General features: G+C 65.5%; 13 protein-coding genes. 4 read left to right on the top strand and 9 right to left on the bottom strand.

The window, feature by feature from the left end; genetic code table 11:
* Positions 1–224: 224 nt before the first annotated feature.
* From HOP59_RS15500 to HOP59_RS15490, 3 genes are read left to right on the top strand one after another with little or no spacing between them, the layout of a single operon-like run.
* On the top strand, positions 225–704 hold the full coding sequence (locus HOP59_RS15500; protein ID WP_051004636.1) for a DUF1289 domain-containing protein: 480 nt from the start codon (positions 225–227) through the stop codon (positions 702–704).
* 3 nt (positions 705–707) lie between these two features.
* Positions 708–1,340 (top strand): MiaE family protein, encoded by a 633-nt coding sequence (locus HOP59_RS15495; RefSeq protein WP_010628360.1) that lies wholly within the window; start codon positions 708–710, stop codon positions 1,338–1,340.
* 30 nt (positions 1,341–1,370) lie between these two features.
* A complete protein-coding gene (locus tag HOP59_RS15490; protein WP_234254565.1) occupies positions 1,371–5,306 on the top strand; it encodes an ATP-binding protein in 3,936 nt (1,311 codons plus the stop codon).
* On the opposite strand, the gene HOP59_RS15485 is transcribed toward HOP59_RS15490, so the two are convergent.
* The 4 genes from HOP59_RS15485 to queC are packed head-to-tail and all read right to left on the bottom strand — an operon-like array spanning position 5,303 to position 7,792.
* On the bottom strand, positions 5,303–5,596 hold the full coding sequence (locus HOP59_RS15485; RefSeq protein WP_051004637.1) for a YkgJ family cysteine cluster protein: 294 nt from the start codon (positions 5,594–5,596) through the stop codon (positions 5,303–5,305). The genes HOP59_RS15490 and HOP59_RS15485 overlap by 4 nt on opposite strands.
* The gene (locus tag HOP59_RS15480; protein ID WP_234254564.1) at positions 5,593–6,438 is read right to left on the bottom strand and encodes a 6-carboxytetrahydropterin synthase; all 846 of its coding nucleotides are present in this window, start codon (positions 6,436–6,438) and stop codon (positions 5,593–5,595) included. The genes HOP59_RS15485 and HOP59_RS15480 overlap by 4 nt, the downstream gene beginning before the upstream one ends.
* Positions 6,438–7,082: a 7-carboxy-7-deazaguanine synthase gene (queE, locus tag HOP59_RS15475; RefSeq protein ID WP_234254563.1), complete on the bottom strand. Its 645-nt coding sequence runs from the start codon at positions 7,080–7,082 to the stop codon at positions 6,438–6,440. The genes HOP59_RS15480 and queE overlap by 1 nt, the downstream gene beginning before the upstream one ends.
* Positions 7,082–7,792 carry a 7-cyano-7-deazaguanine synthase QueC gene (gene queC / locus HOP59_RS15470; protein WP_234254562.1) on the bottom strand — a complete coding sequence of 237 codons (711 nt, stop codon included), beginning with the start codon at positions 7,790–7,792 and terminating at the stop codon, positions 7,082–7,084. The genes queE and queC overlap by 1 nt, the downstream gene beginning before the upstream one ends.
* 227 nt (positions 7,793–8,019) lie before the next feature.
* On the opposite strand from queC, the gene trhP reads away from it, so the two are divergent.
* On the top strand, positions 8,020–9,435 hold the full coding sequence (trhP, locus tag HOP59_RS15465) for a prephenate-dependent tRNA uridine(34) hydroxylase TrhP (protein WP_010628366.1): 1,416 nt from the start codon (positions 8,020–8,022) through the stop codon (positions 9,433–9,435).
* Positions 9,436–9,543: 108 nt separating this feature from the next.
* Here the strand turns inward: trhP and HOP59_RS15460 are convergent, their stop codons facing one another.
* The 5 genes from HOP59_RS15460 to HOP59_RS15440 all read right to left on the bottom strand — a co-directional run bounded on the left by HOP59_RS15460 (position 9,544) and on the right by HOP59_RS15440 (position 16,256).
* The gene (locus HOP59_RS15460; protein ID WP_234254561.1) at positions 9,544–11,106 is read right to left on the bottom strand and encodes a sensor domain-containing diguanylate cyclase; all 1,563 of its coding nucleotides are present in this window, start codon (positions 11,104–11,106) and stop codon (positions 9,544–9,546) included.
* A gap of 79 nt (positions 11,107–11,185) precedes the next feature.
* Complete coding sequence (locus HOP59_RS15455) at positions 11,186–11,422, bottom strand: DUF2789 domain-containing protein (RefSeq protein ID WP_010628368.1); 237 nt, start codon at positions 11,420–11,422, stop codon at positions 11,186–11,188.
* A gap of 99 nt (positions 11,423–11,521) precedes the next feature.
* Entirely contained in the window at positions 11,522–12,574 is a 1,053-nt protein-coding gene (locus tag HOP59_RS15450) for an asparaginase (protein ID WP_234254560.1), read from the bottom strand.
* Between the two features lie 79 nt (positions 12,575–12,653).
* A complete protein-coding gene (locus HOP59_RS15445; RefSeq protein ID WP_234254559.1) occupies positions 12,654–13,862 on the bottom strand; it encodes an efflux RND transporter periplasmic adaptor subunit in 1,209 nt (402 codons plus the stop codon).
* Positions 13,863–13,892: 30 nt separating this feature from the next.
* Entirely contained in the window at positions 13,893–16,256 is a 2,364-nt protein-coding gene (locus HOP59_RS15440; protein ID WP_234254558.1) for an ABC transporter permease, read from the bottom strand.
* Positions 16,257–16,268: the final 12 nt, after the last annotated feature.

Raw genomic sequence — 16,268 nt, 5'->3', positions numbered from 1 at the left:
CAAGGCAGGCCGATACGTCGATGATCCTCGACGCAATGCCTGCCTTGGCGGGGAAACAACCGTAGTCACTGGGTGCCGCGATTCTACGGGAAACTGTCGACAATGTTAAGTTGGCCCGCTGAGCCGGGCGCTAGACTTTGGTCGCCGCGATGTTGTCGAACTACAACGTGCCACTCGCGGCGGGGCGCGTTACCATGGGGCCGATAAATGAAGGGAGAGCGGTGATGTGCGCGCGTATCGCCTCACCTTGTGTGGGGCTCTGCTCGACGACGCTGGGCGACCCGATATGTCGAGGCTGTCAGCGAACGGATAGCGAGATCGGCGAATGGATGGCCCTAACGGCCGAGCAGCGCAGCCTGCGCATGGCGCAACTGGATACTCTGCGCGAGCGAGTGGCCGGGCGCTTCCTGCAGGTCATCGACGAGGCCATGCTGGAGGCGCAGCTGCGCCGCTACCGCATTCGCTTTCGCCCGGAGCAGCCGTCCTTGTCGCGGGCGGTGGAACTGCTGCGGGTCGGGCGCGATCGTATTCGCGATCTGTCGCGCTATGGCCTGAAGCCTCTGGAGGGGGTCGCCGAACTCAGTGCGGCGGAGCTGTATGCCCGCCTGGGCGAGCATCTGCTCGAGGCCGCTGGCGAGCGTCAGGCCTCGAGCAAGTACCCGCCGCTTCCCCATGATTCGCACGACCAGGAATACCGAGCCTGAACCATGTCCGAGACTCTCGAAGCGCCCCATGACGTCGAGCTGCCGCCGAGCCTGCTCGCCTTTCTCGCCTGCCCCACGCCCGATGCGTGGGTCGAGTGGGCGCTGAAGAACCCCGATCTGCTGCTCATCGACCACGCCCAGTGCGAGAAGAAGGCCGCTTCCACGGCGATGAGCCTGCTTTACCGCTATGTCGACCAACCCCTGCTGCTGACCAAGATGTCGCAGCTCGCCCGCGAGGAGCTGTTGCACTTCGAGCAGGTGGTAAAGCTGATGGAGGCGCGCGGCATCGAATACCGCCATCTGAGTGCGTCACGCTATGCCGAAGCGCTACGTAGCCACGTTCGCCCTCAAGAACCGGAGCGACTTGTCGATATCCTTATCATCGGGGCATTCATCGAGGCGCGAAGCTGCGAACGTTTCGCCAGGCTGATACCCCACCTCGACACCGAACTGGCCCGATTCTATCGCTCGCTGGTCAAATCAGAGGGCCGGCATTTCGAGGATTATCTGATGCTGGCCCGGCATCTTGCGAAAGATCCCATTGACAAGCGGGTGGATTTCTTTGCCGAATGCGAAGCACAACTAATAGTCACGCCGGACACGGCGTTTCGTTTCCATAGTGGCGTGCCGGCCTGACGCCGCCACTTCGCCATGCAGGGTTCCGTCATGCAGGACGCTTCAGATATCGTGCAGAACAGTGAGTGTGATCACCTGGCGTTGTTCGGCCAGTTCTCGCTGGCACTGGGTGATGACGTACTGACCCAGTTCAGCTACGACAAGGTCAAGGCGCTGCTGGTCTATCTTCTGCTCCATCATCAGCCGGTCAACCGGGCCAGCCTGGCCGAGCTGCTGTGGCCCGACCAGGGGCTCTCTTCCGGTCGTACCAACCTGCGTCACGCGCTCCACTGCTTGAGGCAATCCCTGGGCGAGGAAGCGGAGCGCGTGCTGGTCGTGTCACGCCAGACCATCGCCTTCCGCCGGCCGGACGGCTGGCGTTTCGACCTGCACGAGCTGCAGCAACTGCTGGAAGGCGAGCAGGACGTGGAGACGCTCCAATGCCTGCTGCGGCGCTACCGGGGCGATCTGGTGGAGGAGCTGCAGCTGCCGGCCTGTACCGAGTTCCAGCGCTGGCTGGTGCAGCTGCGCAACGAGTGGCGCCAGCGCGTGATCCGTTTCGCCGAAGGCGTGCTCGAGCGCCACGATGAAGTGCCCGACCCTCTGTTGCAGACCCTCGTCAGCCGTTTCTCCGGCTATGGGCCCTTCCATGAGCGGCTGGTGCGCCAGCTTGCCGAGCAGGGCCAACTGGCCGCTGCCCACGAACAGTACAACGCCTACCTGCAACTGTTGGCGCTCTCCGGCCAGCAGCCTGAGCCCAACTTTCTTCAATTGGCACGCTACTGGTCGGACGGAACTCCCGATCTGAAGAGCCTTTCGCCCCAGGGGGCCTTCTCGCGCACCCTGGCCCACGGAAGTTCTCCGCTGCGTGAAGACGAGATCGAACAGCGCCAGCTGTCGGTGATGGCCATTCGGCTGCGGGTCAAAGGCGAGTTTTCCGCCCGTGACGAGACCCGCGCCTGCCTGGCGCTGCAGATCGAGCTCATGCGTTGGCTGGAGCAGCAGTGTCATCACCTGGGCGGTTTCTGGCTGCCCGGGGCTACCGGTGGGCTGGGTCTGGCCTGTTTCGGCACCCATGGCCCGGCCCATCAGCTTGCCGAGCTGGTGGCGCTCTACGAACACTGCCGCCGCGTGCTGCCCGACGAGGTGAGCCGGCACTGGAGCGGTGAGGACGAGCCGCCGCGCATCGAGCTTGCCGCCGGCCTGAACAGCGGTCGTGTGGTCTATCTGCCCGAGCGCCAGCTGGTCGATCCTCTGGGGCAGGTGACCCAGGGCTCGCTGGAACTGATGAGCGCTGCCGAGGGTAGCGAACTGGTGATCTCTCAGGAGGCGAGTCAGCACATGCCGCCTGCGCTGGACCTGCAGCCGCGCCTGTCGTCGCGGCTGGTGGCGAGCGACGGTCGGGTGCGCCTGCGGGCGCTGGTGCTGGGCCATAACGAGGGCGGACGTGATGCCATGCCACCAAGTCTGGTGGGGCGCGAGTCGTCGTTGCGGGTGCTGCGCGATGCCCTGGCCCGGGCCGGCATCGGCCTGCGCCAGAGCGTGCTGGTACGCGGCGCCTCCGGCATGGGCAAGTCGGCCCTGATGGTCGGCTTCCGCCAGCTCGAACTCAGCCGCGATGCTGCCATTTGCTGGCAGCCCACCACGCGGCTTTCCGTGCTGGAGCCCTACGGCGTGGCGCGTACGCTGCTGCGCTGGCATCTGGAAGGCAAGCTCGACCAGCCGTCACTCGAGGCGCTGGTCGCTCAGGTCGATCTGTCGCTGAGTGCGGAACAGTTGGGTCTGCTCGAAGAGGCGCTGGGCGTACGCGAGTCGCCTGAGGTGGCGCAACTGGCCAAGAGCGGTGAGGCGGCCGATCTGGTAGTGGCCTTGCTCTGCCGCGTCATCGAGCGTCAGGCCATCGAGCGCACCCAGGTGCTGATGGTCGACGACCTGCAGTGGCTCGATGAGCCCTCCTTCCGAGTGCTGGCAGGGTTGCAGGCACGCTTGCCGATCAACTGCGCCTTCCTGCTGGTGGCCAGCCATCATGGCCGCGAGGCGCTGCCGACCCGCCTGCACTGGGACCAGCAGATCACCCTGGGACATCTCGATGCCATGCAGTCGTCGCGGCTGCTGTCGCAGCTGGCCAGACGTTACCGGCTGCATCTCAGCCCACGGCTGCGCGGGCAGATCATCGAGCGGTGCGACGGCGTGCCGCTCTACATGCAGGAAATCTGCCGGCGCCTGGAAATGGATCGTCGCGAGGGGCGCATGGTGCATCTCGATGAGCTCCCCCGAGGTCTGCTGGGGCTGCTCGCCGGGCGCATCGACCAGCTCGACGGCGACCGCGAAGTGGCTCATGTGGCTGCGGTGCTGGGGCGTCGCTTCCGGCTCGATTTCCTCGCTGAATGCAGCGGCTGGGACATGACCCAGCTCAATCGTGCGCTGGAGCAGATGCGCCGGCTGGAGATCATCGAACCGGCGGGCGGCGAGGGCGGCGGCCGCGAATACCAGTTTAGCCATCAGTTGCTGCAGGAGGCCGCCTACCTCTCCTGTCCCCGTGACGTGCGGGTGCGCATCCACCGCCAAGTGGTCAGCCTCATCGAGGAGCGTTTCCCGATGTGGATCGGCCGTCACCCAGGCGATTTTGCCACCCACCTGCGACGCAGCGGCCACTACGCGCGCGGTGCTCGCTACTTCGAACTGGCGGCGCGGGAAGCGCTCAAGGTCAGCGCCAACCGCACCGCGCTGAAGATGGCCGATTTCGGTCTGGCCAGTCTGCGTCACGTGGAGAATCAGGCCGAGCGCGAGATCAGCCTGTTGACCGTGCGCGGTCAGGCCGCCTTTGCCCTCGAAGGGCATGGCTCGCCGACCGCCCACGAGAGCTTCGTCCGTGCCCGTGAGCTGCTGGTGCAGCACGAGGGCTGTCACGCTGAGGACGCGGAGGATCTGGAGCAGGCCTTCCTGGTCAAGTGGGGGCTGTGGGTGGGATGCAGCCAGCGTCATGCCCATGCCGACGCCTTCTCGCTCGCCGCCAGCCTGGCAACGATCGCCGGTAAGCTCGAAGACCCTCGCTATCAGCGTCTGGCCGACTATGCCCGGGCCAACTGCGAGTACTGGGCCGGACGCATCCGTCAGGCCTTCGAACATCTCGACGAAATCGCACCGCTCGAGCAGCCGATGATGATCGAGTGGCTGCCGTTCTCCGAACACCCCCAGGTGGCGGCCGCCTGTTTCCAGGGTTGGGCCATCTGCCTGCGCGGCGACTACAGGCGGGCCGAGCAGCAGGTCGAGTCGGCGATTCGCCTGGCCGAGCGCATCGGGCATCCCGGCTCACTGGCCATGGCGCTGCTGTTCGCCGCCGCCCTCTACCGGCAGCTTGGTCACGTGCATCTGGCGGCTCGCCGCGCCGAGCAGGCCGTCGCGCTGACCGAGACGCCCGATCTGCACCTGTGGCACGTGTCGGCCCAGGGGATCCTCGGCTGGCGCCGAGCGCTATCGGGCGATCGCGACGGTCTGACCATGATGGAGTTGGCGCAGGAGGAGCTGGGCGAAATCACCGGGCGCGACCGCTATCATCGCCCCAATCTGTGGTACAGCGATGCCTGCCTGGCTCTCGACGAGCTCAGCCGCGCCGAGGATTACCTCGATCAGTGCCTGATGATTGCCCGCGAGCGCAGCACGTTGTTCGTATCCGAACTGGCGGTTCAGCTGGCTCATGTACGCGACCGGCTGGGTCGGCCCAAGGAAGAGGTGAGGCTGCTGGTCGAACAGGCGCTGGAGTGCGCCCGCCAGCATGAGAATCGCCATCAGGAGCTGTGTGCGCTGGAGGCATGGCTGTCGTTCATCGACTGCCGTGACGAGGCTGTGCGCGAGCAGTTCCGCATCCTGCTGGATAGCGTGAGCCACAGCGATGCGCCGGTACTGATTCGCTGGCGTACCTTGCTCGACCGCCCACTGCCTCAAGTGAGTGGAGTCAAGGACCGGGTGGTCGCAGGTAACGGTTAGGCGGTGGTGCCGCACTCGAGCAGGGCTATGCGCTGCAGCGCCTGAGTGCGGCTCTCACCGCAGAGCTCGCGGTCGAAGGCGAAGCTCTCGCACACCTTGGGGCGGCGAGGGTCGCCGAACAGGCGACACAGGTTGCCCTCGTCGAGCTGGATGCAGCGTACCTGGGCCGGCTTGCCGTGGGGCATGCCGGGTATCGGCGAGCTGATCGAAGGCGCGATGCAGCATGCGCCGCAACCAGGGCGACAACCCGCCTCCCGACTTGCCGTTGAGGCTTCGCTCCTTGGGCTCACGGCTTGGCCTCGGCTATCGCACCCTTGTCGATTCCCTCGAAAGCCTGCACCCGAGTGGTGGTTCCCGTTTCGGCGGCGATCTGCCGAGCCAGCCAGACGGCGATGTGCTCGATGGTGGTCGGGGTGTCGAGCACGAGGCAGCGCTCCAGCGGCAGGCGCAACTGGAAGCGGCCTTGTTCGGCGCGGTAGCGGCTGGTCAGGCTGCGGCGGAGTTCCGGCTCGGGTCGATTGACGATGTCGGCCTTGTCCACCAGGTAGCGGTCGTTCAGATGCTCTGCCCAGTGGGCCTCCAGCGCCGGACAGCGCAGGCCGCGCTGCCAGATGTGCAAGCGTGAGCGATGGCCGTGGGCGATGCGCTGGCAGTTGCCGCCATGGTGCCTGAGGCCATGACTGTAGGTATAGGCGGCGCCTTCGATCACCTCCGGGCGCAGGCGCAGGCGGATGGCGCTGACACGCGGCGGAGGACGCTTCATCAGCTCACGGGCAAGGTGATCGGCAAGCCGTTCGGGCTCGATCTGCTGCCATGGCAGCAGGGTGAAGGCCTGGCGCGGTGCACGAACCTCCATGGCATAGGGCAGCGAGGCGCGTACGCAGATACCTTCGCTGCACTCGCTGATCTCGACGCCAGGGGCGCGGATCGGCACCAGCAGCGTATGGTCGGCACTGGCATCCAGGCGCGACTTGATCCACGGCTTGACGTGGCCGAAGTCGAACAGCATGCCGTCTTCGCCGAGTTCACCGTCGAGCTCTGCGTCGACGAACCAGCTGACGCCGATCAGACCCCGCTGCGGGCACCACAGCGAGGAGTCGAGTTGAGTCAGGCGGTTGACGAACAGCGTCATCAGTCGATCCCCGTGATCTTGTGTGTCTGTAGCGATAGTCGCCACAGAGGGTGGGCCAGGCAGTAGGCCACGGTGGCGCTCATATGCTCGTCGTTGGCGGACAACGCCGTGGTGTCCATGGGCTGCAGGAAGTGGTATCGGAAAGCGAGTTCGGCGAAGCGTTCAGGCGGCGCCGCCTGCTGGGGGTAGACCAGCTTGAGTTCATCACCCGACGTGAGCGCCAGGGGCGTGGCACCCTTGGGGCTCACGCATAGCCAGTCGATGCCCGCCGGAGCGGGCAGGGTGCCGTTGGTCTCGACCGCGACCTCGAAGCCGCGGGCATGCATGGCGGCGATCAAGGCCGCATCGAGCTGCAGCAGCGGCTCGCCGCCGGTAAAGACCACATAGGGGGTCGCCACACCGCCTGCCTCGGGCCACAGTGCCGTCAGGTGGTTGGCCAGGGCTTCGGCGCTGGCGAAGCGTCCGCCGTTCTGGCCATCGGTGCCGACGAAGTCGGTATCGCAGAAACTGCACGCCGCACTCGACCGGTCCTGCTCGCGCCCCGACCACAGATTGCAGCCGCTGAAGCGACAGAACACGCTGGCACGTCCGGCCCGCGCGCCTTCCCCCTGCAGCGAATAGAACGCCTCCTTGACGTGATACATTAGACGCCTCCCCTGGCAAGGTCGGGTCGTGGCGCATCTACAGCATACTCGAGCGGGTCCGTCTGGCCATTGGCGACAAAGGCCGCCAGGCGTTCGCGGCAGCTGCCGCAGCGCCCGCAGGCCAGGGCTTCACCACGGTAGCAGGTCCAGGTCTTGGCGTAATCGAGGCCCATGGCCAGGCCCTCGGCCAGGATCTCCGCCTTGCTCGCACGCAGGTAGGGCGCATGAATCTCGACCGGCGAGAAATTGGCGATACCGGCCACCGCGTTCATGGCCTCGACGAACTCGGGCCGGCAGTCGGGATAGAGCACGTGATCGCCACCGTGGGCGCCGTAGTCGACACGCTCGGCGCCGACATTGACCGCCTTGGCGATGGCCAGCGAGAGCAGGATCATGTTGCGGTTGGGTACCACCGTCGCGGAGAGATTCTCCTCTCCGTAGTCGCCCTCGGGCATCTCGCGGTTGGCATCGGTCAACGCCGAGTTGTCGATCAGGCCGTGAATGGCGCGAATGTCGACCACCTGATGCGGCACGCCAAGCTCTTCACAGACGCGCGCTGCAATCTCGAGTTCGCGGGCGTGGCGCTGGCCATAGTCGAAGGAGAGGGCCGTGACGTTCAGGCCTTCGCGCAGGGCACGGTGGAGTACGGTATAGGAGTCCATGCCGCCGGAGTAGATCACGACGGTGGAGCGTGGGGTCGCTTGGGTCATGGTAAGGCTCTGTATCGGAGAATTTGTCGCTCCCCGCCTGCGGCAGGGCACCGGGATCCGGTCCGGCGCGGCCCAGTCTACCGGTTGGAGCGAACGCTGGCCAGAGCCCCACCCACTTGCTAGACTTCCTGCCCCTCTATCTCAGCCCTGCGTTTCGCCGACAGCAAAGCGTTTTGTCGACAGCGGAAATGGCGCAGTGCTGCATCGTCCTGAAAACGGTGACTCCAATGAAAGCTCCCGAACTGCTCTCCCCAGCGGGGACGTTCAAGAACATGCGCTACGCCTTCGCCTATGGCGCCGATGCCGTCTATGCCGGCCAGCCGCGCTATTCGCTGCGCGTGCGTAACAACGATTTCAAGGTCGAGAACCTGCACAAGGGCATCGCCTACGCCCACGATCGGGGCAAGCAGTTCTACGTGGCCTCCAACATCGCGCCGCACAACAGCAAGCTCAAGACCTATCTGCGCGACATGGAGCCGGTGATCGAAGCCGGCCCCGATGCTTTGATCATGTCCGACCCGGGCCTGATCATGATGATCCGCGAGCGCTGGCCGGAGCAGGTGATCCACCTTTCGGTGCAGTCCAACGTGGTCAACTGGGCGGCGGCCAAGTTCTGGTACAAGCAGGGCATCAGCCGTATCATCCTGTCGCGCGAACTCTCGCTGGAAGAGATCGCCGAGATCCGCGCCGAGTGCCCGGAGCTGGAGATCGAGACCTTCGTCCACGGTGCGCTGTGCATCGCCTACTCGGGGCGCTGCCTGCTCTCCGGCTATTTCAATCACCGCGACCCCAACCAGGGCACCTGCACCAACGCCTGCCGCTGGAAGTACAACACCGTGGCGGCGGCCCAGGACGAGACCGGCGATCTGGTACCGGCCAACTCCGCCGCGGCCCATGCCGCAAGCGGCGTGTGGACGCCCGGCCAGAACGGATTGATCGCTTCGGGCAGCGGTAGCACGAACTACAGCACGGCGACGGCCGGCGGTGTGGAAGGCCAGGACGAGCTTTCCGCTCTGATCGAGGACGCCACTCGCCCCGGTGAGCTGATGCCGATCTTCGAAGACGAGCACGGCACCTACATCATGAACTCCAAGGACCTGCGCGCCGTCCAGCACGTGCCCAGGCTCACCGAGATGGGTGTCACCTCGCTCAAGATCGAAGGCCGCACCAAGTCGCACTACTACGTGGCACGCACTGCTCAGGTCTATCGTCGTGCCATCGACGACGCCGTGGCCGGCCGACCCTTCGACATGCGCCTGATGGACGAACTCGACAACCTGGCCAACCGCGGTTACACCGAAGGCTTCTATCGTCGCCATGTCCATGACGAGTACCAGAACTACGAGCGCGGCAATTCGGTCGGGGTGCATCAGCAGTTCGTCGGCGAGGTGACCGGCTACGATCCGGATCGCGGCATGCTGGAGGTCGAGGTCAAGAACCGCTTCGAGGTGGGCGACGGCATGGAGCTGATGCTGCCAGGGGGCAACCGTCGCTTCGCTCTCGAGCACATCGAGAACAAGCATGGAGAATCGGTCCAGGCGGCACCGGGCTCGGGCCATGTGGTGCGCATCCCGGTGCCGGGCGAGGCCATCGCGCCGGAGCGCATCGAATTCGCGCTGCTGATGCGTGACCTGAAAGGGTAGGCGCTGCGGGATTTCATCCCGTAGACGTAAGAGGGCGGCCCGATGGCCGCCCTCTTCATATCGTGTCGTATCGCAAAGATCGAGACGTGCCAGGCGAGTGCCGGCCACTCAGGCGTTGGGCTCTGACTCCTCATAGTGCCCCACGCCGTCACGGCCGTCGTGCTTGACCCCGTACATGGCCTGGTCGGCGGCATCGACGAGGGCGGCGGCGCTTTCGAACTCCCCGTCTTCCATATCGACGATGCCGATCGAGGCGGTGACGTGCAGCGGCTCGCCTTCGGCCTGGGTCAGCGGCTGGCTGGCCAGGTATTCGCGAATGCGCTCGGCCAGTATGCCGGCCTGCTCACGGCGCGTATTGGGCATGATCACCAGGAACTCCTCACCGCCGTAACGCCCGGCGATATCGCTTTCGCGCACCATGTTGCTCAGCGCCGCGGCGAAATGGATCAGCACTTCGTCGCCGAAGCGATGCCCGAAGCGATCGTTGATGCGTTTGAAGTGGTCCAGATCGATGAACATCACCGAGAGCGTCTGATGAGCATGCTTGGCCAGCTCGAAATGTTGCGCGAGGCGCTTCTCCAGCCACGGGCGATTGGCCAACTGGGTGAGGTGATCGGTACGGTGCTGCTCGTCCAGCACGACGTGGCTGGCATGCAGCGCCTCCAGCTCCCGCTGCTGCTCGGCCAGGCGAAGGGTCATGCGCAGGTTCTGCTCGAACAGCAGCTCCTTGGCTTCGGCGAGCAGGTGCGTGCTGTCGATGGCGGGGGGGCAGGTGATCTCGAACAATCGAGCCAGAGAAGGCAGGCGGTGCTGAAGCTCCTGCATCACCGTCATCAGCATGACGATGTCCAGCGAGGCCAGTGAAGCGAGCTGGCGCAGCAGGGCGCTGAAGGCAGAGGCGGAATCGGCAGCGAGCCAGCAGTCGGCAATGCGGCAGGAGAGCCGCAGGCAGAGCTTGCGTGCATCGCCGTCGACCAGCGGGCCGTGGCTGTCGATGATGCCTTTGGCAATCGTTCCCGGCACTCCCCAACTGGCGGCGAGCCAGGCGCCGACCAGGGCGTGGTCGCAGCCGTAACACTCGAGCTCTACCTCGCTCAGGCGCTGGTGTTGGCGTATGTCAGGAATGCTGGCGATGTAGAGGTCGCCATCGACGGCGGCAAAGGTGAGGATGCCGATGTCCTGAAGCAGTGCCGTGGTGAACAGTTGAGGTGCCTCGTGGGGGCACAGGTGTTCGGCCAGCTCCTGGGCGGCAGTGGCCGCAATGATGGCACGCTGACAAAGGTATTCGTGATCCAGCCCGCTGTCGCTCCTGTGCTTGGGCAGGCCGAAACTCAGGGCAACCGACAGGGTGGCGTCCAGACCGATGCGCGAAACGGCATCGAGACAGTTGGATACCGGGTTGCCGCCTCGCGCGTAGAAGGCACTGTTGGCCATGGACAACAGCCGCAGGGTAAGTGCCGGATCCTGTTCGATGATCCGGGCGTAATCGGCGAGTCGAGGCTCCGGGGAGCGGGCGATGGCAATGACGCGTGCCGCTGCGGCCGGCAGGCTGGGCAGTATGCGGCAGTCGGCCAGGCGTGAAAGCAGGGCTTCCGGTATAGGGGGGATATCAAGATCGACGGGCTTGGTAATGCCAGAGGCTTCCGCAGTCGATATCCTATCGATCGGCATACTGTTCCCCGCCTGAGAGTGTTCTGATTGTTATCGCGCCAAGATTAGCAGAATGCCCTTGGGACGAGCGTTTGAGTCGTTAATCCTTCCTCAACGATGCGTCGAGGTGATCGACCACTTCGGCCCAGTCGGCATCCTCTTCGAGTGCTGCATGAAGAAAGGCTGCCTGGGCCTGATTCCAGAAGGGCGCTTCATAAAGCGCCAGCGTTGGTGGCAGCGGCGAATGTCGCTCGATGAAAGCCTGGATCGAGGCCTCGTCGGAGGGTAGGCCGAGCTGCTCGAATAGCTCGGTGAAGGGATGTACGGGATGTTCCATGATGACTCCTCGGACGCTTTCGCTTCGTTACACTCAACTTAGCCCGGTGGCGGTGGAACGCCAGCCTAGGGCGGCGCGACGCTTACCGCCCCCTGAGACTCAGCGCTCACCCACCAGAGGGGTGAGAAACAACCGGCGACGCTCGGCGGTATCCAGCGGCAGTGCCAACAGGTGCGCGAGTTTGGCGATGGCGGCCTCGGGCGTCATGTCGTCGCCCGAGAGCACCCCGGCCTCGATGAGGCCCTGGCCGGCGGCATAACGACCGGGTGCGATGCTGCCCCAGCGGCACTGGCTGATCGCGGCGAGCAGCTTGCCCTCACCGCTGGCCTTGGCCAGCACGCCGATCAACTCGGGGTCTGGTGGGATGTTGCCACCACCCCACACTTCGAGCAGAGCGCCCTGGACCCTGTCGTCGCCCAGCCAGGCTTCCAACTGCCATGCCTGAATGCCTGGCCACAGGGCGATACGTGCCACTCCCCCCTCGGCCAGCGGTGAATAGTCCGGCAATTCGAAGCGCGGCGCACCGCGCTGCTGGGTTTCCAGGCAGCGCGCGGGATAGAGCACGACATCTTCGCCGACTTGCTCACCCAGCAGCGGATAGTTGGGGCTGGCGAAGGCGTCGTCGCTCTCACTGTGGGTCTTGCTCGAACGTACGCCACGCAGCAGGCGTCCAGCGAAGGCCACGGCGACTTCCTGCAGCTCTGGCCGGGCGGCAAAGCGCAGCGCCAGTTCGATGTTGGCCAGTGCGTCGCTACCCTCGGCTTCGAGTGGATGCATGGCACCGGTGACCACCACCGGCCGGTCCAGGCCCTGCAATTGGAAGGCAAGGCTCGAGGCGGTCCAGGTGAGGGTGTCGGTGCCATGCAGTACGACGATGCCGGCATGGTGGCCTATGCGATCGGCAATGGTTGCCGCCAGTCGCTGCCAGTCGAGGGGTGTGGCGGCACTGGAATCGATGGGAGCGGCCACCGAATGGATCACGAATTCGGGCAGTTGACTCCGGCGGCTCGGTGGCAGGCCGTCGAGAGCGTGTCGCAGTCGGGTTTCGATGTCGCCAGCCGGTACCAGACCCTCGGCGCTGGGCATCATTCCCAGAGTACCACCGGTGTAGAGCACCAGTACGGGGCGGTCGGCAAAAGGGGGGGCGATCATGGCAGCTCCTGGAGATGGCGTTCGTCACGGGCATGGCAAGGCGCCCTGATAACGATCATACCCAGTGTTGCGTTCGATCTCACTCATCTGGTGCAACGCGGATGCCTTCGCTCACCCGCTCGCCGGGGTGCGTGATCACGACCTCGCCTTCCGTCAGACCGGCAACGATCTGTGAAACCAGGCCCTGACGGCGACCCGTCTCCACGCTGCGCAGCGAGGCGCGCCCCTCTTCGATGACGAAGACCGCCCACTCGCCCCGGTGGCGAAACAGTGCACTGGTGGGAATCTGCATCACCTCCTCGGCTTCCCAGATCACGAACTCGACGTCGACCCGGTAGCCACTGCCGATGCCCAGTTCGCCGCGGTCGAGTTCGCCGGCGAAGTCCACGATCACCGGTACACGTTGCTCGTCCACGCCCAATGCCGAGGTGCGTGTGAACCCGGCGGGTGCAATGCGCCTGACGCTGCCGGCCAGCGGCTCACCGCCCCAGCCGGTGATCACGACGTCGAGCCCCGGGTGTAGCCTCACGGCATCCATCGAGAGCAGGTCGACCTGAATCTCCAGGTCGGCGAGGCGGCCGAGTTCGAGGATCGGTTCGCCGGCGCTCACACTGCCCTCGCAGCAGCGATAGCGAGTCAACACCAGGCCGGAAACCGGAGCGTGCACCTGCAGCACCGGCTGATCCGCCTCGCTGCGCTGGCCGATGGCCACGGCCAGCAGGGCCCGGGCGCTCTCCACCTCGAAGCGTGCCACCTCGACGCCGGAAGCCGCGGAATTTTCCAGCGCACGCAGCCGGTCGCGCTGATTCTGGCGCTGCTCCAGTTCGGCGGTGGAGATCAGGTTGCGCTGGTGCAGCTGCCGGTAGCGCTGATACTCGGCCTCGGCAAAACGGCGGTCGGCGCGGGCCGTTTCCAGGTTGGCTTGAGCAGCCTGGAGACGGGCCTGAGCGGCTTGCAGATTGTCCTCGGCCTGCTGCCGTGTGCGCACGTCCAGTGCCGGTGCCGGGCTGGGTTCGAGCTGGAACAGCACGGCGCCTTCCTCGACGCTGTCGCCCACCTCCAGGTCGACGCGCTGCAGATAGCCGGCGATGGGAACCGAGACGTTCCAGGTCTCACGCAGCTGGGTGCGTCCCTCTTCGACCACCGAGTCGACGAAAGGACCAACTCTGACGTGAGCCGTGTTGACCGGTACGGGCGAGGGGCGCAGTGCCCATGCCAGCATGCCGAGCAAGCCGGTCCCCAGCAGGATCCAGAGCAGGTAGCGGATCCAGGTGCGGCGTCTATTCATTCCATCCCCCATGAATGCATTGTGCGACCGTTACTCGACGGCCTTGAGCACGCGAATCTTGTCCAGGCGACCCAGCCGACGGAAGACGAGCGCAGCGACCAGCAGGGAAGCGACCAGGACACCCGCCGCGGCGAAGCCGAAGGTGTGCGGTGTGAAGACCAGCGGTATGCGGAACAGATCGTGACTGAAGGCCCGATGCAGCAGGTGACTGAAAAAGACACCGATGGCCCAGCCCAGAGGAATCGCTGCCAGGGTGAGCAGGGCGATCTCGCCGAGCAGTATCCTCGCCACCTCCGCACGCGTATAGCCTAGTACCTGCAGGGTGGCGAGCTCCCGCGCGCGTTCGGCGAAGGCGATGCGGGCATTGTTGTAGACCACGCCGAAGGCGATGGAGGAGGCGATGCCGACGAAGATCACCGCCACCATCAGCAGAGTCTCGTCCATGTACTCGCGAACGCCTTGCTCGGCTGCGGTCAGCAGGCCGATGGAGGCCACTCTCGGCAGCTCCCACAGGGCGGCATGCAGCTCGGCCGTATGCTCGGCATCCACCAGCAGCCACGCACCGCTGATGGCGGGGCCTTCATGCATCAGTGCATTGAGCGCGCTCAGCTCCAGGTAGGCGCCGACGCCCAGCGGTTCATCCACCAGCGCCGTCAACGGCAGCGACAAGCGCTGCCGGCGCCCCTCCATGACCGCCACCTCCAGAGTGTCGCCGACCTTCACGTCGAGCAGCTCGGCCAGGTGACGCGTCAGCATCACGCCGGTTTCCGGCAAACGCTGCGGACGGCCTTGTCCCTCGAGTACCTGGCGCATGCCCGGCTCCTGCGCCATGCCCAGCAGGCTGGTGCGATACTGACGATGAGCGTGGATCAAGGTCACCGGTACCCGCCGCCAGGTCTCCACCGCCAGCACGCCGGGTAGATGGCGCAGCTCGCCAGCGGCGCGTGCCGGTGTCGGCTCGTTGAAGGTGAGCTCCATGTCCATCTGCAGCACCTGGCGGTATTGCTGGTCGATCATCGTGTCGACCGCAGCCAGCTGATAGGCACCGATCACCAGCAGCCCCGCCGAGAGAGCGATCCCTACCACCGAGAAGGCGGCCTTGAGCGGATGGCGGGCGAGATTGCGCAGCACGATGCGTCCTTCGTTGCCCAGCAGTGGCGCCGGAATCAGGCGTTCCAGCCAGCTGCGGCGAAAACGGTGCGGTGCCGGCGGACGCATCGCTTCGGCCGGTGGGCGACCGACGGCTCGCCATACGGCGTGCCAGGTTCCGGCCAGGGCGGCGAGCAGGGTCACCAGCAGCGACAGCGCCAGTGCCCAGAGCGGCACGCCGAAATGCATCTCGGGAAAGCGGAAGTACTCGCGATAGATGCCCGCCAGACCGCTGGCCGCCCAGCTTCCCAGGGCAACCCCCACGACCCAGCCGAGCAGGACGATGGCCGCTGCCAACAGGCCGTAGTGGCGGGCCAGCTCGCTGTCGCGATAGCCGAAGGCCTTGAGTACGGCCAGCTGCTCGCGCTGGGTCTGGATGATGCGCCCCATCACCACGTTGAGCAGAAAGGCCGATACCGTCAGGAAGATCGCCGGCAGCACCGTGGCGGTAATGCGCTGTTGGTTCAGCTCCTCCTCGATGAAGCGATGTGACTGCTGGTCATGGCGGGTCTGGGCGCCGATGGCACCGTAGCGGGCCAGCACCAGATCCAGGGCATCGACCACCTCGGCTTCGCTGGCGCCGGCTTGCAGCGTCAGGGTCAGGCTGTTGAAGGCGCCCTCCATGCCGTAGGCCTGGGCCAGGGCGCGCTGGTTCATCCATAGTACGGCATAGCGATGATAGTCCGGCATCAGGTCCGTGGGGGCTACCTGGTAGAGAAACTCAGGGCTCAGGCCGATGCCGGATATCGTCAGTTGAGTGTGGCGTCCGTTGACGATCGCTTCCAGTCGATCCCCCGGCGCTAGACCATGTGCCTCGGCGAAGGCGTCCGAGACCACCGCCTGATCGTCGCGGCCGGCTTCCGGCAGGCTGCCCGCCTTCAGATACAGATGATTGAGCAGTGGCTGGCGTCCGTCGGGCAATGACAGCAACTGACCGCGCACGGGATCGCCATAACCTGGCACCGCCAGGCGCACCGCGGCGCGTACCCGGGGTTCGATCAGGTTGACCCCTTCGAGCTGTTGCAGCTGTGCCTGCAGGCCGAGCGGGGCGCGTTTCAGCTCGACGAAGAGTTCTGCAAAGTGATGACTGGCGTAGAAGCGGTCGCGGGCGCCCGTCAGCGACTCCAGGGTGGTCACGGCCAGAATGAGGGTCATGACGCCGCTGGCGATGACCAGCGCGATGGCCAGCGCCTGGCCCTTGAGGCGCCACAGGTCGCGATAGAGTTTGCGGTCGAGTGTCTTCATGGCACAGGCCGC

This window comes from Billgrantia aerodenitrificans (genome assembly GCF_021404405.1).
Lineage (GTDB): Bacteria > Pseudomonadota > Gammaproteobacteria > Pseudomonadales > Halomonadaceae > Halomonas > Halomonas aerodenitrificans.
Note: the sequence above shows the minus strand (reverse complement) of the source record. Positions and strands in the feature narration are given on the sequence as shown.